Annotated in this window: 19 protein-coding genes and 4 tRNA genes; 14 read left to right on the forward strand and 9 right to left on the reverse strand. The window is 72.0% G+C overall.

Annotated elements, in window-relative coordinates:
- Positions 1-15 precede the first annotated feature (15 nt).
- From GEV10_04150 to GEV10_04160, 3 genes are read left to right on the forward strand one after another with little or no spacing between them, the layout of a single operon-like run.
- A complete protein-coding gene (locus GEV10_04150) occupies positions 16-1569 on the forward strand; it encodes an aldehyde dehydrogenase family protein (GenBank protein MQA77668.1) in 1554 nt (517 codons plus the stop codon).
- A complete protein-coding gene (locus GEV10_04155; GenBank protein ID MQA77669.1) occupies positions 1566-3305 on the forward strand; it encodes a thiamine pyrophosphate-binding protein in 1740 nt (579 codons plus the stop codon). The genes GEV10_04150 and GEV10_04155 overlap by 4 nt, the downstream gene beginning before the upstream one ends.
- Positions 3306-3346: 41 nt before the next feature.
- Positions 3347-4378 (forward strand): alpha-hydroxy-acid oxidizing protein, encoded by a 1032-nt coding sequence (locus GEV10_04160; GenBank protein MQA77670.1) that lies wholly within the window; start codon positions 3347-3349, stop codon positions 4376-4378.
- Between the two features lie 21 nt (positions 4379-4399).
- Here GEV10_04160 and GEV10_04165 read toward each other — a convergent pair whose 3' ends face one another.
- The 5 genes from GEV10_04165 to GEV10_04185 all read right to left on the reverse strand — a co-directional run bounded on the left by GEV10_04165 (position 4400) and on the right by GEV10_04185 (position 7410).
- Complete coding sequence (locus tag GEV10_04165; protein MQA77671.1) at positions 4400-5890, reverse strand: FAD-dependent oxidoreductase; 1491 nt, start codon at positions 5888-5890, stop codon at positions 4400-4402.
- A gap of 103 nt (positions 5891-5993) precedes the next feature.
- Positions 5994-6065: transfer RNA gene (locus GEV10_04170), tRNA-Val, on the reverse strand.
- 20 nt (positions 6066-6085) lie between these two features.
- Positions 6086-6157 (reverse strand) — tRNA-Cys (locus GEV10_04175).
- A 23-nt stretch (positions 6158-6180) separates the two neighbouring features.
- Positions 6181-6253, reverse strand: a tRNA-Gly gene (locus GEV10_04180).
- Positions 6254-6459: 206 nt separating this feature from the next.
- On the reverse strand, positions 6460-7410 hold the full coding sequence (locus tag GEV10_04185) for a hypothetical protein (protein ID MQA77672.1): 951 nt from the start codon (positions 7408-7410) through the stop codon (positions 6460-6462).
- A 245-nt stretch (positions 7411-7655) separates the two neighbouring features.
- Between GEV10_04185 and hutH the strand changes: the two genes are divergently transcribed.
- The 6 genes from hutH to GEV10_04215 all read left to right on the forward strand — a co-directional run bounded on the left by hutH (position 7656) and on the right by GEV10_04215 (position 12361).
- Entirely contained in the window at positions 7656-9194 is a 1539-nt protein-coding gene (gene hutH / locus GEV10_04190) for a histidine ammonia-lyase (protein MQA77673.1), read from the forward strand.
- A 41-nt stretch (positions 9195-9235) separates the two neighbouring features.
- A complete protein-coding gene (locus GEV10_04195) occupies positions 9236-10060 on the forward strand; it encodes a 4-amino-4-deoxychorismate lyase (GenBank protein ID MQA77674.1) in 825 nt (274 codons plus the stop codon).
- Between the two features lie 169 nt (positions 10061-10229).
- The gene (locus tag GEV10_04200; protein ID MQA77675.1) at positions 10230-10616 is read left to right on the forward strand and encodes a TIGR02611 family protein; all 387 of its coding nucleotides are present in this window, start codon (positions 10230-10232) and stop codon (positions 10614-10616) included.
- 49 nt (positions 10617-10665) lie between these two features.
- A tRNA-Val gene (locus GEV10_04205) sits at positions 10666-10737 on the forward strand.
- Between the two features lie 152 nt (positions 10738-10889).
- Complete coding sequence (locus GEV10_04210) at positions 10890-11753, forward strand: hypothetical protein (GenBank protein MQA77676.1); 864 nt, start codon at positions 10890-10892, stop codon at positions 11751-11753.
- Positions 11754-11770: 17 nt separating this feature from the next.
- Positions 11771-12361: a hypothetical protein gene (locus GEV10_04215; protein MQA77677.1), complete on the forward strand. Its 591-nt coding sequence runs from the start codon at positions 11771-11773 to the stop codon at positions 12359-12361.
- Positions 12362-12382: 21 nt separating this feature from the next.
- Here the strand turns inward: GEV10_04215 and GEV10_04220 are convergent, their stop codons facing one another.
- Complete coding sequence (locus GEV10_04220) at positions 12383-12853, reverse strand: DoxX family protein (GenBank protein MQA77678.1); 471 nt, start codon at positions 12851-12853, stop codon at positions 12383-12385.
- On the opposite strand from GEV10_04220, the gene GEV10_04225 reads away from it, so the two are divergent.
- The 4 genes from GEV10_04225 to GEV10_04240 all read left to right on the forward strand — a co-directional run bounded on the left by GEV10_04225 (position 12852) and on the right by GEV10_04240 (position 16133).
- On the forward strand, positions 12852-13826 hold the full coding sequence (locus GEV10_04225; GenBank protein ID MQA77679.1) for a LysR family transcriptional regulator: 975 nt from the start codon (positions 12852-12854) through the stop codon (positions 13824-13826). The genes GEV10_04220 and GEV10_04225 overlap by 2 nt on opposite strands.
- A 22-nt stretch (positions 13827-13848) precedes the next feature.
- Positions 13849-14172 (forward strand): transcription initiation protein, encoded by a 324-nt coding sequence (locus GEV10_04230; protein MQA77680.1) that lies wholly within the window; start codon positions 13849-13851, stop codon positions 14170-14172.
- Between the two features lie 13 nt (positions 14173-14185).
- On the forward strand, positions 14186-15424 hold the full coding sequence (locus GEV10_04235) for a sigma-70 family RNA polymerase sigma factor (protein MQA77681.1): 1239 nt from the start codon (positions 14186-14188) through the stop codon (positions 15422-15424).
- Between the two features lie 70 nt (positions 15425-15494).
- Positions 15495-16133, forward strand: coding sequence for a maleylpyruvate isomerase family mycothiol-dependent enzyme (locus GEV10_04240; GenBank protein ID MQA77682.1), 639 nt, complete (start codon positions 15495-15497; stop codon positions 16131-16133).
- Between the two features lie 102 nt (positions 16134-16235).
- Here GEV10_04240 and GEV10_04245 read toward each other — a convergent pair whose 3' ends face one another.
- Together GEV10_04245 and GEV10_04250 are read right to left on the reverse strand one after the other, a co-directional pair.
- Positions 16236-16730, reverse strand: coding sequence for an ATPase (locus tag GEV10_04245; protein ID MQA77683.1), 495 nt, complete (start codon positions 16728-16730; stop codon positions 16236-16238).
- Complete coding sequence (locus GEV10_04250) at positions 16714-17067, reverse strand: metalloregulator ArsR/SmtB family transcription factor (protein ID MQA77684.1); 354 nt, start codon at positions 17065-17067, stop codon at positions 16714-16716. The genes GEV10_04245 and GEV10_04250 overlap by 17 nt, the downstream gene beginning before the upstream one ends.
- A 137-nt stretch (positions 17068-17204) precedes the next feature.
- Here GEV10_04250 and GEV10_04255 point away from each other — a divergent pair, with 137 nt between their 5' ends.
- Positions 17205-17723 carry a hypothetical protein gene (locus GEV10_04255; GenBank protein MQA77685.1) on the forward strand — a complete coding sequence of 173 codons (519 nt, stop codon included), beginning with the start codon at positions 17205-17207 and terminating at the stop codon, positions 17721-17723.
- On the opposite strand, the gene GEV10_04260 is transcribed toward GEV10_04255, so the two are convergent.
- Positions 17711-18055 (reverse strand): hypothetical protein, encoded by a 345-nt coding sequence (locus tag GEV10_04260; protein MQA77686.1) that lies wholly within the window; start codon positions 18053-18055, stop codon positions 17711-17713. The two genes, GEV10_04255 and GEV10_04260, sit on opposite strands and share 13 nt — an antisense overlap.
- Positions 18056-18150: the final 95 nt, after the last annotated feature.

Below are 18150 nucleotides of genomic sequence, written 5' to 3' on the forward strand. Positions count from 1 at the left end.
GACGAGAGAGATGTCATGAGCGAGCAGAACACGTCAGTGCCCGTCACCCGCCCCTTGTCCTGGTTCGACCACGCCGCGGCGCTGGCGCGGCTCAAGGAACCAGGCTGGCTCGACGACCTGTTCGCGTCGGTCGTGGCGCGGCGACCCGCGCTGCTGATCGGCAACGAATGGGTGGAGGCCGGGTCCGAGCGCGTCGTGGAGACCTTCGACCCGTCGACCGGCAGGGCGGTGGGACGCTACGCGGTCGCGGACGCGTCGGACGTCGACGCGGCGGTACGCGCGGCGGAGGCCGCCCACCCGGCGTGGGCCGCGCTGAGCGTCGAGGAGCGTGGCGCGTGCTTCGTGCGGCTGGCGGACCTGATCGCGGAGCACGGCACCGAGCTGGCGACCCTCGACGCGATCGACGCCGGGCTGCCGGTGGAGCGGATGTTGAACGACGTCGACGGCATGCTCAAGGTGCTGCACAGGTGGCCGGGCTTCGCCGCTGCCCTGCGGGGCGACGTCATGCCGACGACGGGCGGCCTGCACTACACGCGGCACGTCCCGTACGGCGTGGTCGCCCGTCTCGTCGCGTTCAACCACCCGATCCTCTTCGCGGTCAAGGGCTCGCTGGCGGCGCTGATCGCGGGCAACTGCCTGGTGCTGAAGCCGGCGGACCAGACACCGCTCTCCGCGCTGCTGCTTGGCGACCTGATCCGGCAGTCGTTCCCGCCCGGGGTCTGGAACGTGGTGACCGGCGACGCCGTGACGGGTGACGCCCTGGTGTCGCATCCGGCGATCCGCCGCATCGCCTTCACCGGGAGCGTCGGGACCGCTCGCAAGATCCAGGCGAGTGCCGCCAGGGACAAGATCCGTTCGGTCTCGCTGGAGCTCGGCGGCAAGAACCCGATGATCGTGTTCCCCGACGTCGACGTCGAGGCGGCCGCGCGCAACCTGCTCTTCGGCATGAACCTGCGCGCCAACCAGGGCCAGTCGTGCGGGTCGATGTCGCGTGTCTTCGTGCACGAGGACATCTACGACGAGTTCGAGGCGGCGACGGCGAGCGCCCTCGGCGAGCTCACCCTCGGTCCCGCCTACGACTCGGCGGTCGACATGGGACCGCTGATCTCCGAGGTCCAGGCCGACCGCGTCCGTGCCTACGTACGCTCCGCGATCGACGAGGGCGCACGGCTCGTCGCCGGCGGCCCCGACGACCCACGCCTGCCCGCCGAGGGCCACTTCGTCGCGCCCACCCTCTTCGCCGACGTCGCACCGGACATGCGGATCGCGCGGGAGGAGGTCTTCGGTCCGGTCATCGCGCTGAGCCGGTGGAGTGACCTCGACGCGGTCGTCGCGGCGGCGAACGATGTCGACTACGGCCTCGCCGCGAGCATCTGGACCAACGACCTGACGACCGCGTTACGCACCGCCGACCGGCTGGATGCGGGGTACGTCTGGGTCAACGACAGCACGACGCACTACTGGGGCATGCCGTTCGGCGGCTTCAAGGACAGCGGTCTCGGCCGCGAGGAGTGCATGGAGGAGATGGAGAGCTTCCTCCAGCACAAGAGCGTGCACGTGAAGCTATGACCCACGACAGGTACGGCAGCGACCTCGTCGTCGATACGCTGACCGAGCTCGGGATCGAGTACGCGGCAGTCAACCCCGGCGCGTCGTTCCGCGGGCTGCACGAGTCGCTGGTGAGCAGTGGGCGCCCGGAGCTGATCCTCGCGCTGCACGAGAACGTCGCGGTCGCGGCGGCGCACGGCTACGCGAAGTCGGCGGGACGGCCGATGGCGGTGGTCCTGCACAACCTCGTCGGCCTGCAGAGCGGCTCGATGTCCATCTTCAACGCGTGGGCCGACCAGGCTCCCGTCCTCGTGCTCGGTGGCTCTGGTCCGGTCGACGCGACGAGGCGGCGCCCGTGGATCGACTGGGTCCACACCGCCCACGCGCAGTCCCTCGTGGTGCGTGACTCGGTCAAGTGGGACGACCAGCCCGCGAGCCTCGCCGCCGTCCCGGCGAGCCTGCGCCGCGCGCACCGGATCGCGACGACGGTGCCGTACGGCCCGACGTACGTGGCGCTCGACGCGGGTCTGCAGGAGGAGCCGCTCGGTCCCTCGACGCCGGCGTCACCGGGACTCGGGCCGCTCGCGGCACGCCCGTCGATGGCGGCGCCGCAGGACGTGCTCGACGAGGTGGCCGACCTGCTGGTGCGTGCCGAACGACCGGTGATCCTCGCGGACTACGTGGGCAAGAGCGCTGCGGCGTACGCGGCGTTGGCCGAGCTGGCCGAGGCGCTGGCCGCGCCGGTGGTCGATCTGATGGCCAGGCACAACTTCCCGACGGGGCACTGGGCGGACGCCACGGACGCGCACCACGAGCTGCTCGCCGACGCCGATGTCGTGCTCTGTCTCGACCTGCGCGACCTCATGTTCGGCCTCGGGCGGTCCGACGCCGTGCACCACGGTTACGAGTCGCTCGTCCGCCCGTCGGCGACCGTGGTGAGCATCAGCACCAACCAGCTGATGCTGAAGGGGTTCCTCGACTACGCCGGCACCGACCATCCCGCCGCGGCCGACGCGATGGTCGACGTACTCGCGGACACGGCCCTCTGCCTGCCCGTCCTGGCGGGCATGGTGGCGGAGCGGGCGGGCGACCGGTCGGCGCGCAGGCGGGCGCTCACGGCGTTCACCGCGGACCTGCACGAGCGGTCGCATCGGCGGTTCACCGAGGCGGCCGACCAGGGCCTGACGAGCGCGGCCCTGAGCCGTGCCGTCCGCGACGTCGTGTCGGACGGGCCGTGGGAGCTCGCGAACGGGCAGCTGCGCGGCGACGTGCGCCGCGGCTGGCCGCTCGACCGCTTCAACGCGCACCTGGGCCGCAACGTCGGTGCCGGACTCGGCTACGGCATGGGCGTGTCGGTGGGGGCGGCACTCGCGCACCGCGGCGACGACACGATGGTCGTCAACCTGCAGCCGGACGGCGACCTGCTGTACACGCCGTCAGGGCTGTGGACGGCGGCGCGCTACCGGCTGCCGATCCTCACCGTGATGGCCAACAACCGTACGTACGGCCAGGACCGGATGCACCAGACGATCATGGCGCGCACACGGGAGCGTGCGGTCGAGAACGCGGGCGTCGGCATCGACCTCGACGACCCCGAGGTCGACTTCGCGATGCTCGCGCGGGCGCAGGGTGTCGAGTCGTGGGGACCGGTGACCGATCGCGACGACCTGACCGAGGTGCTGACCGCCGCGGCGAAGGTGGTCCGCGACGAGCGCCGGCCGGCGCTGGTCGACGTCGTCCTGCCGCGCCAGGGCTGACGGTGGACGGCGTCGTACCGGCCGGCGAGGCGGCCGACCGGCTGCGGACGATCGACGCCGTCGTCCGTGCGGCCGGGGAGCGGCTCCACCCGCACGTGCTCGACTATGTGCTCGGTGGCGCGGAGACCGAGACCACGCTGCGGCGCAACCGCGAGGCGTACGAGCGGCGGGCGCTGGTGCCGCGCGTCCTGCGCGACGTCGGCTCCGTCGACCTCTCGACGACGATGCTCGGCACCCCGCTCGCCCTGCCGGTGGTGCTGGCCCCGATCGGCTCGCTGAGCCTCGTGGATCCCGACGGTGCCGTGGCGTCGGCGCGCGCGGCGGCGTCCGCCGGCACGACCTGCGTCGTCGGCCTGATGGCGAAGCCGGGTTTCGCCGAGGTCGCGGCCGCCGTGCCGGAGCCGATGGCGTGCCAGCTCTACGTGCGCGGCGACGACCGCTGGCTGGCCGACGTCGTGCGGCGGGTCGAGGACCTCGGCTACCGGTCCGTCCACCTCACCGTGGACTCGGCGGTCTACGGCCGCCGGGTGAGGGACCTGGTGAACGGGTTCTCCCCGCGGGAGGCGGCCGACCGTCCCGACCATGCGGGGCAGGGTGGCCCGCGTGGGGCCGCCTACCAGGCCGCGTTGACGTGGGACGTCGTCGACCGGCTGCGCGCGGCGACGACGCTGCCGATCGTGCTGAAGGGCGTGGTGTCGGCGGCCGACGCGCGGCTGGCCGTCGAGCACGGCGTCGACGGGGTGTACGTCTCGAATCACGGGGGCCGCCAGCTCGACTACGGGTGCGCGACCCTCGACCGGCTCGGCGACGTCGTGTCCGCGGTCGCAGGACGCGCCGAGATCGGGTTCGACGGCGGTGTCCGGCACGGCACCGACGTGGTCATGGCGCTCGCGCTCGGTGCCCGCTGGGTCGGGATCGGCAGGCTGCAGGCGCTCGGCCTCGCGGCGGCGGGTGAGCAGGGAGTGCGGCGGGTGCTCGACCTGCTCGCCGAGGAGATGCGTTCGGCCGTGGCGCTGCTCGGTAGCCGTACACCGGGTGACCTGTGCCCCGAGGACGTCACGACCTATCCCTGAGCGCGGGTCTCGTGGGGGCGGTCAGGACGCGAGGCTGCGACCCGCGACCCGGCCGCTGAAGATGCTCGGGCCGAACATGGTGCCCTCGAGCGCGGCCGCGCCGTTGATGTGTCCGCCGGCCATGCCGGCGACCTCGCCCGCCGCGTACAGGCCGGGGATCGCGAGACCGCGCCGGTCGAGTACGCGTCCGTCGAGGTCGGTGTGGACCCCGCCGAGGTTCTTGCGCGCCAGCGGGAAGAGCTGGATCGCGTGGAACGGGGGTTGGTCGAGGGGCTCCAGCCCGCGCAGCGGTCGGCCGAAGTGGGGATCGGCGGGGAGCCCGGACCGCCTCGCCCGGTTGTGGTCCTCGACGGTCTCCCGCAGTTGCGTGCCGTCGATGCCGGCCCGCCGGCCGACCTGGGCCAGGTCGTCGCCCGAGACGACGAACGGTGAGATGTCGAGGAGCCGGTCGAGCCGGTCGCGCAGCGGCGTGCCGCCGTCGCGGTACGCCGGGTCGGACACGTAGAAGCGCGCGGCGATGCCGGCGTCGATCACCGACCAGCAGGTGCCGGACTCCTGGGCGAGGAGCGCGGGAGTGCCCGTTGCGCCGCCGCGGCGGGCCTCGTTGTGGAACCGGTGGCCGCGCCGGTCGACCCACACGTCACCGTCGAGTCCGCGCAGGACGAGCCCGCGACGCGATCCGGGGTCGTCGGGATCGGGTGTGGCGTAGGCGTACATCCAGACGACGTCGAGGTGTCGGAAGTCGGCGCCCGCGTCGGCGAGGATGCGGTGACCGTCGCCGCGTGCGCCGGCGCCGCCGCCGAGCAGGATGCGGGGTGCGCTCCGCGCGGCGGCGGAGTGCCGGCGCAGCATGGTCTCGTTGTTGTTGAATCCGCCGGACGCGACGACCACGGCGGCCGCGCGCAGCTCGCGCTGCCCGGCCGGGGTGGCGACGACGACGCCGGTCACGCGACCGGCCTCGGTGACGAGCGACGTCGCGCGGGTGTCGGTGAGCCAGTCGATGCCGTCGTAGCCGCGCGCGTGCGCCGTGAGGGCTCGCATGACGGCCCGTCCTCCGCCACGGGGCGCGTGCCAGCGGGGCACGCTGTTGCCCTCGTGCGGACGGACCTCGTACCAGGTCACCCCGAGCTCGCCCAGCCACGCGTACACGTCGGGGACGCTCGCCTCGAGGTACCGGCGCGCCCACTCGGCGTGGGCGGTCTCGCCGCCCCACGCGAGCCAGTCGGCCAGCGCGCGGTCGGGGGAGTCGTGGATGCCGAGCTCGGCCTGCAGTGGCGACCCGGCGACACACGTCCCGCCGGCAGCGGCGGAGGCCGTCCCGCCAACCTGCGCCGCGGCCTCGACGACAATCACCGAGGCGCCGCGGGCGGCCGCCTCGACCGCCGCCGATACCCCGGCCCCACCCGACCCCACCACGATCACGTCACCCACGCAGCCATCGTAAGAGTGAAGAGCGAGGCGACATGAGATGAGAAGCGAGGACGAAGTCCGAAGCGCCCAACCAGAGGACATTCCAGCAGGACCCGGGAACGTGGGGGTCTGGGGGCTCGGCCCCCAGACGGTGCGAAGGTCGTGGTGAGGTCGAGCAACGCTCGACGAACACGCGTCACCAGGGTGGGCGATGCAAGAATTGAACTTGCGACCCCTACCGTGTCAAGGTAGTGCTCTCCCACTGAGCTAATCGCCCTGGTTCTGCTTGGTATGGCGAGGCGGAGGCGGGAATCGAACCCGCGTACAGGGCTTTGCAGGCCCTTGCCTAAGCCACTCGGCCACTCCGCCGTTCAGGGCTCGGTGGCCCTCCGAGCGGACGACGGGGTTCGAACCCGCGACCTTCACCTTGGCAAGGTGACGCGCTACCAGCTGCGCTACGTCCGCGTGCACCGGTCGAGGACCTCGGTGCGTGCGCAACTCTAACCGATGGCCGAGGGCATGCCCAAACAGGTACCGGCTTCCCGGGACGTCGTCGGCACGCCCCGGTCCCGGCGGGGGTGCGGCCCACAGTTGGGGACCCCAGCGGGGGCGCGGGCAACCGTTGGGGACCCCGGTTGGGGTGTGGGCCACGACCGGAGACCCCAGCGGGGTCAGGTGCAGGGGCGCACGACGAGCCGCGGGCGGGGGCGGGTGAGCCCGTGGTGGTACGCGGCGCCGAGCTCGCCGGCCAGCACCGGCCAGTCGCCGCCGATGCGGCGTGGTGACGCGTGCATCGTGGTCACGCCGTGGGCCGACATGCGCGCGTGGCGGCGTTGCGTGTGCTCCAGGCCGTCGAAGTCTCCGTGGTGCAGCAACGAGTCGACCTCGAACGCGAGTGCGGCGTCCGGCCAGTACGCGTCCGGGCGTGCGAGGAAGGTCCCGTCGGGGAGGTAGAGGTCGGGATTGAACAGCGGCACGGGGAGGTCGAGGCGGAGCAGTCGATCCCTCGCGTCGGCCTCGGCGACCGAGCGGACCCCCTCGCCGTAGTCGGCGAGCGCCTGGTGGAGGTATGCGGTGCCACGCTTGTCGCCCTTCGTCAGCTCGTGTGCGAGCGCTTCGATACCGACGCGCCGCGACCCGAGTACCTGCATCGTCAACCCCCGGACGTCGTCGAGCTCGCGTGCCGTGCGGCACGCGTCGACCGTCGCCCGGACCGGCTCGGCCACCGTCAACCGCTCGACGGGCCGGCCGGTCGGGGGCCGGCGGGTGCGCATGATCGTGACGGTCGGGACGGATCCGGTACGCCTCCCGTGCGGGATGAGCACGGGGACGAGGTCGGGCTCGGCGACGTCGCGGAACCCCTGGAGGCGCAGGGCAGGGCGGCCGGTGAGCACCGCGTCGTCGATCCCGGCGTGCAGCAGGGCGGCCTGGTACCGCTGGACCTCGGTCACCTCGCCGGTGAAGCAGGCGTACACGCACCGCAGCAGGACCTGCCACGGGCCACCGCTGCGGGTGCGCCACCGCAGTGCCTCGGGTGACATGCCGGCCGCACGCGCCTGCGTCCTGGTGATGATCCCGTGCTGCCGCTTCAGCCGGGCAGTGAGCTGATCGTCGTCTGTCATGCCCTGAAGGTCGGCACCGGCGACCCCGAACCCGAGGGCGTCGACCGAACCTGTGGACGCGCCAGCCCCTCCCCGCCGGGTCCCCGGTGAGGGCGCGGGCGACCGCTGGGGACCCCAGCAGGGGTGCGAGCAACCGTTGGGGACCCCGGGTGGGGTGGGCACCACGAGCGGGGTCCCCGGCTGGGGTAGGCACCACGAGCGGGGACCCCAGCCGGGGTAGGTTCCGGGGCATGCCTACGGAGGACATGCGCATCGTCGAGGTCGACGGCGACGGGTTGGACATACGTGACGTCGTGGACGTGGCGCGGGGGAGGGCGACCGCGCGGTTGGCGGAGGGCGTCGGTGTGCGGATGGAACGGTCCCGGCGGGTGGTGGTCGACGCCGTCGAGCGTGGCGCCGTCATGTACGGGATCACGACGGGATTCGGAGCGCTGGCCGACACCCACATCGGGCGGGCGGACATCGAGCGGCTGCAGCTGTCGCTGCTGCGGTCACACGCGGCGGGGGTGGGGGACCCGCTGACCGACGACGTCGTGCGCGGGCTGCTGCTCCTGCGGGCGCGGACGCTCGCCGCCGGCTACTCCGGGGTCCGGGTCGACCTGCCGCGCCGGCTGCTCGAGCTGCTCGACCGCGGCCTGCTCCCCGTGGTGCCGGGCAAGGGGTCGGTCGGCGCGTCGGGCGACCTCGCCCAGCTCGCCCACCTCGCACTGCCGCTCGTGGGCGAGGGCAGGCTGCGCCGGGCGGGCGGACCGCCGGACGGCGTGCCGGCGGCGGAGCTGCTGGCCGACGAGGGGCTCACCCCGCTCGTCCTGGACGCGAAGGAGGGCCTCTCCCTGATCAACGGCACCGAGCCGATGCAGGTGCTGCTGGCCCTCGCGATCGCCGAGTCCGACCTGCTCGTGCGGGTGGCGGACGTCGCGTGTGCGTGCTCGGTCGACGGCCTGCTAGGCACGAACCGGCCGTTCGACGAACGGGTGCAGGCGCTGCGTCCCCATCCCGGGCAGCTCGCCAGCGCGCGCAACCTGCGCGCGCTGCTCGACGGCTCGCCGTTGATGCGCAGCCACCGGGAGAGCGACCACGCGGTGCAGGACTCGTACTCGCTGCGCTGCTCGCCGCAGGTGCACGGCGCGGTACGCGACGTGCTCGACCACGCCCGCCGCACGCTGCGCGTCGAGCTCGGCGCCGTCGTCGACAACCCGGTGATCGTCGCCGACGGCGAGGTCATGACCACCGGCAACTTCCATGGCGAGCCGCTGGCGTTCGCCGGTGACATGCTCGCGATGGCGCTGAGCGAGCTCGCGTCGATCGCCGAGCGTCGCGTCGACCGCATGCTCGACCCGGCGTTCTCGCGCGGGCTGCCGCCGTTCCTCGCCGAACGCGCGGGGACCAACTCCGGCTACATGCTCGCCCAGTACACGGCCGCGTCGCTGGTCAGCGAGAACAAGGTGCTCGCGCACCCGTCCTCGGTCGACACCATTCCGACGAGCGGCAACCAGGAGGACCACGTCTCGATGGGGTGGACGTCGATGCGCAAGCTGCACGACGTCGTCGCGAACGTCCGTTCCGTGCTCGCCGTCGAGCTCGTGTGCGCGATGCAGGCGCTGGACTTCCGGTCCTCGATCGCGCCGAGCAGCCCGGCCGTCGAGGCGGCACGGGCGGTGGTCCGGCGCGAGGTGCCCGCCATGCCGGTCGACCGGGAGGTGACTCCGCAACTGCGCGCCGCGGAAGGTCTGCTGGCCGAGATCGTGTCGGCTGTGGAGACGGTGACGGGCGGCCTGGACTGACCCCTTAGGCTGGGGCCAACGTTCCCCGAGGGAGGTCTCGCGTGCGGGTCTGGCTCAACACAGGTCTCGTGGAGGCGTCGGAGGCTCATCTCTCCGCGTTCGACCACGGGCTGACGGTCGGTGACGGAGTCTTCGAGACGATCAAGGTGACCGACGGCGTGACGTTCGCGCTCACCAGGCACCTGAAGCGGCTGGCCAGGTCCGCCGCCATGATCGGCCTGCCGGAGCCCGACCTCGACCTCGCCCGCCGTGCGGCGGAGGACGTCGTCGCCGCGAACACGTTCCCCGGCCTCGGCCGCCTGCGGGTGACCTTCACCGGCGGTGTCGCGCCGCTGGGGTCCGAGCGCGGTGCGGACGGACCGACACTGCTCGTCGCGGTGGGCCAGCAGCCGCTGCCCACGCCTACCGTCGACGTCACCACCGTGCCGTGGCCGCGCAACGAGCGCGGCGCGCTCGCGGGCGTGAAGAGCACCTCGTACGCGGAGAACGTCGTGGCGCTCGGCTACGCCAAGCAGCGCGGTGGCGGTGAGGCCATCTTCGGCAACCTCGCCGGCGACCTCTGCGAGGGCACCGGCAGCAACATCTTCGTCGTGGTCGACGGTGAGCTCGTCACGCCCACGCTGGAGTCCGGTTGCCTGGCGGGTGTCACCCGCGCACTCGTCCTCGAATGGGTCGGCGCCGCCGAGAAGGACATGCCGCTGAGCGTCCTCGCCGACGTCGATGAGGCCTTCCTGTGCGGCACGACGCGCGACGTGCAGCCGATCCGCGCGGCCGACGGCAGGGTCCTCCCGGCCGCACCCGGCCCGATCACGCAGAAGGCCATGGAGGTCTTCGCCTCCCGCGCCGCCGAGGGCATCGACCCGTGAGGGCGCCGGCAGGTGGCGACCGGTGCGAAACCCTGACGCCGACCCGATCGTTCCTCCGTATATGAGCGCCGGAGACGTCGACACCTCGCCGCGTCGGACGGTCGAGACAGACGAGACGGACAGGTACGCTCACGACGTGAGCCGTTCGAAGCGCCCCCATCGGCTCGCCATGGCCGCGGCCGAGCGCTGCCGGGCGCGGATGCGCCGCAACAAGGTGCTCAACACGACCTGGCGCGTCTTCGTCTTCGTGATCGGCATCGTCGTGCTCCTCGCCGGCATCATCATGCTCGTCACCCCCGGCCCGGGCTGGCTCGCCATCGTCGCCGGCTTCGCGATCCTCGCGAGCGAGTTCATGTGGGCCCGCCACGCACTGCGCAGGGCAAAGGGCGCCGCCCTCGCCGCGAAGGAGAAGGCCTTCGACCCGCGGGTGCGCAGACGCAACCAGGTCCTGCTCCTGGCGGCGAGCGTGGTGCTCGTCGCCTGCTGCGCCACGTATCTCGGCGTCTTCGGCATGACGCTGCCGTGGAACACCGACATCGTGAATCAGCTACCCTAGACCCGCGGCGCCCGACTCGGCCGGTCCTGGCTAGAGTGAGCGCCGCGACGGGCGATTAGCTCAGTGGGAGAGCACTTCGTTCACACCGAAGGGGTCGCTGGTTCAATCCCAGCATCGCCCACCCTCATCTATGCAGATCAGAGGCTCGACCCCCTAGTCGGCGGTCGAGCCTCCCGCACGTGAGTGCCTAACTGCGTGACTACGCTTCCTCGTTGACGCTCTGCTAGGTGACGGACAGGTCTGTGTGGATGGCGGGAGAGCGAGGTGCGCACGGTGAGCGCGGTCGTGGATGCGCTCGATCGCGCTTCACCGGCCCACGGCAACGCCCGGCGCTGGGCCGATGAGGTCCAGCGCTCGCTACGCGACGACCCCGGTGCGTGGCTGGAAGCGGCTGGTCGGGGTGAGTTGTCGCGGGGTCGGTCGCGGGTCCTGCTGGGGTGGGTGGAGCGTTCGGCTTCGTCGGTCGTCGTGTCCCGCAGCGCGGAGTTGGTCGAGGCGGGAGCGTTCGCGATGTCCCTGCTCGAGGACGGCGCGCTCGATACTCGGGACGTGATGGTGGTTGCTTCGTTGGTGCGGCGGGCGGCTGACCTCGCCGGGCTGGACTTCGCAGGGTCGGTGCGGGCCGGCTGCGAGCGGGCCGGGGACCGAGGGGCGCGGTGCCTGGAATGGTTGCGACGGGTTTCGGAACGTACGCCGCCGACGCACATCGAGGTCGGCTCGGGCGCCCACTTCCGTTTCCAGCGAGTGCCGTCGGAGATCGACACCGAGCGGCTGATGCGCTGGGCGAAGGGTGAGGATAGACCTGGCAGCGGGGGCGCAGTCGTTGACCGCGATCGGGGAGTGGGCCGGGGACGCTCCGCAGCAGGTGCTGACGACCCACGGTCGGTAGGCAGCCGGCCGGAGTCGGAGGTGCGGCCGTGGCCGAAGCCGGTCCGCTACGTGCTCCTACTCGGGCTCGTCGCCCTGGTTGGCGTCGGCCTGGTCATCCTGCTGTATTCAGCCGGTGTCGTACCCATTGTCGGCCCGTTCGTTGCGATGATCGTCGGCCCGTTGCTGGTGCTGTTGGGACGGCTGTGGCAGGGCAGGAGGGTGACGAGGCATTCGTCGACGGCCTCGACGGCGACGTCGACGTGCTGATCAACAACGCGGGAGTCATGGCGGTGCCGCAGGGTACGACGGCGGACGGTTTCGAGCGGCACATCGGCACCAACCACCTCGGGCCGTTCGTGCTGACCGGCCTGCTGATCAACCGTGTGCGCGACCGCGTCGTCACCGTGTCCAGCGGCCTGCACGTGCTCGGCAGGATCCGTGACGACCTGAACTGGGAGCGCCGCCGCTACCAGCGGTGGCTGGCCTACGCGCAGTCCAAGCTGGCGAACCTGCTGTTCGCCTACGAGCTGCAACGGCGGCTGTCCGCGGCGGATCGGCGGACCATCTCGGTGGCGACTCACCCCGGTGTCACCGCGACCGAGGGGCAGCGCCGGGACACCTCGCTGCAGGGCAAGGTCCTTGCCGGCGGACGCGCGCAGGACCCCGAGATGGGCGCGCTGCCGATGCTGTACGCGGCGACCGCGCCCGGCGTCGGAGGCGGCGCATGTGTGGGGCCGGACGGGTTCATGCAGCGCAACGGCTACCCGACGCTGGTCCGCTCGAGCCGTACATCGCGAGACACCACGCTCGCCGCCCAACTGTGGGAGCGTTCCGAGTTCCTCACCGGCGTCCGCACCGCCATCGAGCCGCTCTGACGTCGGCCCACATCCCGACGTCTATCTCGCGACGGCAAGGACGAGAGACGCGGTAGCCAGCGCGAGGTAGCCGCCGGGAAACGCGATGTTGTGGAAGACGCGAGCACGGACGTGCGCAGCGACGGCGCCGACGAAGAACAGGACGAGCCCCGTCGCGGCGGCGATGCCGACGAACCGGACGCCCAGGAGCCCGAGCAGCAGCCCGGCGGCTCCGGCGGCCTTGAGCGCGGCGAGCCACGGGAGCGAGGACTCGGGGAGACCGAGCTCGGCCCCGTTGGCGAGGACGAACCTGTGCCTGGCGAGGTCCAACACGGCCATGCCGCCGTTGGCCACGATCGCGATGACAGTGACGATCGCGTAGGCGATGAACACGTGTCTCCCCTTCAGTCGCTCACGTCGTGAGCCTAGGCGGGCCGCTACCCGCGTCGCTGCGTCAAGCCTCACCGAGGTCCTGCCCGGCCGCCAATACCTGCGTCTATAACCTGGCGGCATGGATGTCGACACCCGGTTGCTGCGCTCCTTCGTCGCCGTGGCGGAGGAAGGGAGCCTGACCCGCGCCGCGGAACGGCTGTTCGTGTCCCAGCCGTCGCTGACCAAGCAGATCAGGCAACTGGAGACCCAGCTCGGCGTGCGGTTGTTCACGCGGTCCCGGGCCGGCATGGCCCTCACCGAACCGGGTCTGGCCTTGGCGGAGCGGGTGCCCGCTCTGCTGGGCGACTGGGATCAGGCCCTGCGGGACACCAAGAGCGCGGCCGGCCGGGCGGCCTGCGTCCTGCGGGTCGGGTTCCTCGCCAGCGCCGCCAACGAGGCCACCCAGGACATCGTCGCGGCGTTCGCCCGCCGCAGGCCGGGCTGGCGGGTCGACATGCGGCAGGCGTCATTCTCGAACCCGACCGCCGGACTCGCCGACGGAGACGTCGACGCCGCCCTGTTGCGGCTGCCCGTCCCCGGCCAGGACGCACTGCGGGTGGAGGTGCTGTTCACCGAACCCCGCTGGGTCGCACTTCCCACCGCACACCCCCTCGCCACGCGCGACCTGATTCCCTTCCCGGCCCTGTGGGACGAGCCGTTCGTGGCAGCCCCACCCGAACTGGGCCGGTGGCGGGACTACTGGCTGGCCGCCGACGAACGCGACGGCCACCCCGTCCGCATCGGCGCCGTCACCGACCAACCGGACGACTGGCTCAGCGCGATCGCCAACGGCTACGGCGTCGCCCTCGCTCCCGAATCCTCCGCCCGCTTCTACGCGCGCCCCGGCGTCACGTACCGACCCGTCAGCGGCGTCAGCCCCAGCCAGGTCGGCGTCGCCTGGACACCCGCGGGCGACACCGACCCCGTTGTTCAGGACTTCGTCCACTGCTGCCTGAGCCACTGCTCGAAGAGGGAAGTCGACGCAGCCGGGCAGACCGTCAGCACCATTCCGGAAAGTGTCCGTTCCCGCTGTCGCCGTTCGTCGGGTGGGTGAACGGACACGTGGAGGAGAAACCATGCAGTACATGCTGTTGATCTGTGGTGACGAGTCGGCGGCCGCCCACGCGAACGACGGATGCGGTGGGTGGACGGAGGAGATGCTGCGGCGCGGAGTGGTGCGAGGCGGCGGTGGGCTGCGGCCGCCCGCGGAGGCCACCACGGTGCGGGTGCGCGACGACGAGGTGCTGCTCTCCGACGGCCCGTTCGCCGAGACCAAGGAGCAGGTCGGCGGGTTCTGCCTGATCGAGTGCGCCGACCTGGACGAGGCGATCGAGATCGCGGCGAAGCACCCCGCCGCCGGCTACGGGACCATCGAGATCCGGCCCCTCTGGACTCCGTGACGCGGAGTACGCCTTGACGCCCGACGTCGACGCGGCGGTCACACAGGCGTTCCGCGACCACTGGGGCCAGGTCGTGGCGACCCTCATCCGGGTGACCGGGGACTGGGACCTCGCCGAGGAGTGCGCGCAGGACGCCTTCGCCCAGGCGGTACGCCGCTGGGCGCGCGACGGCGTGCCGCGGCGGCCCGCTGCGTGGCTGACCACGACCGCGCGCAACCGCGCCGTCGACCGGCTGCGCCGCGAGGCGGTGGGTGCCGCCAAGCTGAGGGAGGTCGCCGCGATGACGTACGAACCGGAGCCGGGCGACGACGGCGACGTGCCGGACGAACGGCTGCGTCTGATGTTCACCTGCTGTCATCCGGCGCTGGCGATGGACTCCCAGGTCGCGCTCACCCTGCGCACCCTGGCCGGGCTGACCACGACCGAGATCGCCCGGGCGTTGCTGGTCGGCGAGCCGGCGATGTCCAAGCGGCTGACCCGCGCCAAGCGGAAGATCCGGCACGCCGGCATCCCGTACCGTGTGCCGCCTGCCCACCTGTTGCCGGAGCGCACGCCGGCCGTTCTCGCCGTGCTGTACCTGCTGTTCAACGAGGGCTACTCGGCGACGTCCGGTGCCGACCTCGTCCGGCGCAACCTCAGCGCGGAGGCGATCCGGCTGGCCCGGGTGCTGGCGCGGCTGATGCCCGACGAACCCGAGGCGGTCGGCCTGCTGGCGCTGATGCTGTTGCACGACGCCCGCCGGGACGCGCGGCTCGACGAGGCAGGCGAGCTGGTCACGCTGGACGCGCAGGACCGCCTCCGCTGGGACACCGCGGAGATCGCTGAGGGCGCGGAGCTGCTCGACGGGGCGCTGCGGCGCGGGCGACCCGGCACCTACCAGGTGCAGGCCGCGATCGCCGCGTGCCACGCCACCGCGGCGGACGCGGACGATACGGACTGGGCGCAGATCGCCGCGCTGTACGGGGAGCTCGCGCGGCTGGTGCCGTCGCCGGTGGTGGCGCTGAACCGGGCGGTGGCGGTGGGCATGGCCGACGGTCCGGCCGCCGGCCTCGCCTTGGTCGAGGTGATAGAGGCGTCGGGGGAGCTGGCCGGTTACCACCTGCTCCCGGCCACGCGCGCAGACCTGCTCCGCCGCCTCGACCGGCACGTCGAGGCGCGGGACGCCTACCGCGAGGCACTGCGGTCGGCGCCCACCGACACCGAACGCCGCTTCCTGCGCCGCCGGCTCGCCGAGATCGCGGCGCCTTCGTGACGGCGGACCTGTCCGTCGCGGCGGTGCCCGTTCGTCGGTAGGGCGTCCATCCCGTGACGGAGGAGTGCCGATGACCACCGAGACCAGGGCGGCGATCGCCGCCGAACGACGCGAGCTGGCCGCCCTGCTCGCGAGCCTGACCGACCGGCAGTGGGACGCACCGACGCTGTGCGAGGGGTGGCGGGTCCGCGAGGTCGTGGCGCACATGACCATGCCGTACCGGTACTCGACGCCGAAGGTGCTGCTCGGGCTGCTCCGAGCACGCGGCAGCTTCGACCGGTTGGCCGACCGCGCCGCCCGCGGCGACGCGGCGTCGCTGACGGCGGACGAGCTCGTCGGGTCGCTGGCCGACAACGTCGACCACCCGTGGAAGCCGCCGGGTGGCGGGTACGCCGGTGCACTGAGCCACGACGTGATCCACGGCCTCGACATCACCGTGGCGCTCGGCCTCGATCGACGTGTGCCCGCGGACCGGATGCGCATGGTGCTGGACGGCATCCACCCGAGGAGTCTCGCGTACTTCGGCGTCGACCTCACCGGCATCTCACTGCGCGCCGACGACCTCGACTGGACGTTCGGATCCGGGACGACGCTGTCGGGTGCCGCCCAGGACCTCATGCTGGGGATCTGCGGGCGCATCCTGCCGGCGGGCCACCTGCACGGCGAGCCGAGCGAACGGTTCACCCACGCGGCGCACCCGGTCGAGTGATCACTTCACCATGCGAGCGCGATCACCGCCCGAACGGGACGATCTGTTGGGCAGGTCCGTGGTACACAGACGATGCGCAGCTGCGAGGGTGACGCGCCCCGGTCAGCGGAGCGAGATCGCGATCTGCTCGACGAGGTCCCACCCGGCTTGCATGCCGGTCTCCATGCCGGAGTCGAGGATCATGTCGCGGACCTCCCTGGTCGCGACCTCGGTGAGGAGCGTGACCGTCGTGCGCCCGTCCTGCTCGGTGAAGGTGTACGTGCACACCGCTGGCTCGTCCGCTCCGTCCGGCATGCCTTCGAAGACCTCGGTGCAGACGATGAGCTCGTTCGGGACGACCTCCCGGTACTCGCCGTGGAAGCCGACCTCGAGGCCCTCGTCCGTCACCATCACGTGGCGCCAGGTGCCGCCCGGCCGCAGGTCGACGTCGACGACCGTGACCTTGCCCATGCCCCCGCTCCACCAGCGCCTGATGAGCTCGGGCGTGGTCCACGCCCGGTAGACAAGGTGCCTGGGCGCGGCGAACTCCCGCGTGATCAGGATCTGTGTGTCCGTCGGCAGGGTCACCACTGCCGTCCCGCTACTCGTCATCGTCATCTCCGGTCTCCGTCTCCTTGAGCTCTTCCAGCACGTCGTCCAGCCGGTCGAAACGCCGCGACCAGGTCCGTTCGTAGGTCCGCACCCAGTCGTAGATGGGTTCGAGCGGCCGGCCGTCGAGCCGGTACATCCGCTGCCGCCCCTCGTCCCGCACGTCCACCAGGCCCACCTCCCTCAGGACCCGGAGGTGCTTGGACACCAGCGGCTGCGCCAGGCCGAGCTCCGCGACGAGGTCGTTCACCGGCCGTTCCCCGCCGGCGAGGAGGTCAAGGATCCGTCGGCGCCTGGGCTCTGCCACGGCGTTGAACGCGTCCGCGGTCGTCGCTGCTCGTGCCATGACCACAACATATACCGATACAGGAATACGTCAAGGCGGACGAGGTCGATGACAATGGGTACTCGACCCCGTACGGTAAGTAGTCATGCGAGCGGTCCCGTACACCTCGGCAAGCCGAGGGTGGAAGGCGGCGAACGATGGCGGAATTGCCTGGGGTCGTCCGGCGGGCGAGCGTGGACGCCGCTGCCCTCACGCTGGTCGCGACGGCTCTGGTCGCGGCGCTGCCGGGCCATGCGCGGGCCGAGCAGGTCTGCGGAGCCTCCACGTCCAGCTGGGTGGATCAGGGTCCGCCCCTCCTGACCACGTCAGGAACCTTCACCGGGGTGGGCGGCACCGGTCCCCACGGTGGACCGGCCGTGGCGAGGCTCGAGCTCGAGAAGGACCCGCTCCTGGGCGACCGGGACGCGACGCTCACGCTGCGGGAGCGTCATCCGGCGGGGACCTCTGTTCGCCTCACCGGCTCCTGGAGGTTGACCGACGGCTACGTGCCGCACCTGCGCCTCCGCGGCTCGAACCCGCAGTCCTGGAGCGTCGACTTCGGGGCCCAGCGGTGTGACGACGACGGCGAGGTCGTCGCCGTCGTCGGTGGCGAGATCGGGATCGGCACCTGGTTCCAGTGGCAGAACTTCACGCAGTGGGAGCGTCAGCGCGGGTAGCGGGCGCCGGTGAAGTTGACCCGCACCGTGCAGACGGAGCTGGTCGCCGTGATGAAGAGGTCGTTGCGCTTCGGGCCGCCGAACGTCAGGTTCGACGTGATCTCCGGCTGGTGCAGCTTGCCGAGCAGCGTGCCGTCGGGGTCGAAGCAGTGCAGGCCGTCGTGGGCGGCGATCCAGGCGCGGCCGGTGTCGTCGAGCCGTACCCCGTCGAAGTGTCCCGCGTCGCAGGTGCCGATCTCCTCTCGGCCGTTCGGAGGACGCGACTCGAGCCCGTGAGGGGCACCCCCACCGTGCCATGGAGGCTGTTGCGCTTTGGGGTCCGGTGTGGTGATGGCGTGACTATGGGGAGGATGTGTGAGTCGGGGGGTGTGCCCGGGTCATGCTGGCTGGGTGGTCGCTGTGCTGGTGGTGAAGAGGCGCCGCAGGT

The organism is Streptosporangiales bacterium (assembly GCA_009379955.1).
Taxonomy (GTDB): domain Bacteria; phylum Actinomycetota; class Actinomycetes; order Streptosporangiales; family WHST01; genus WHST01.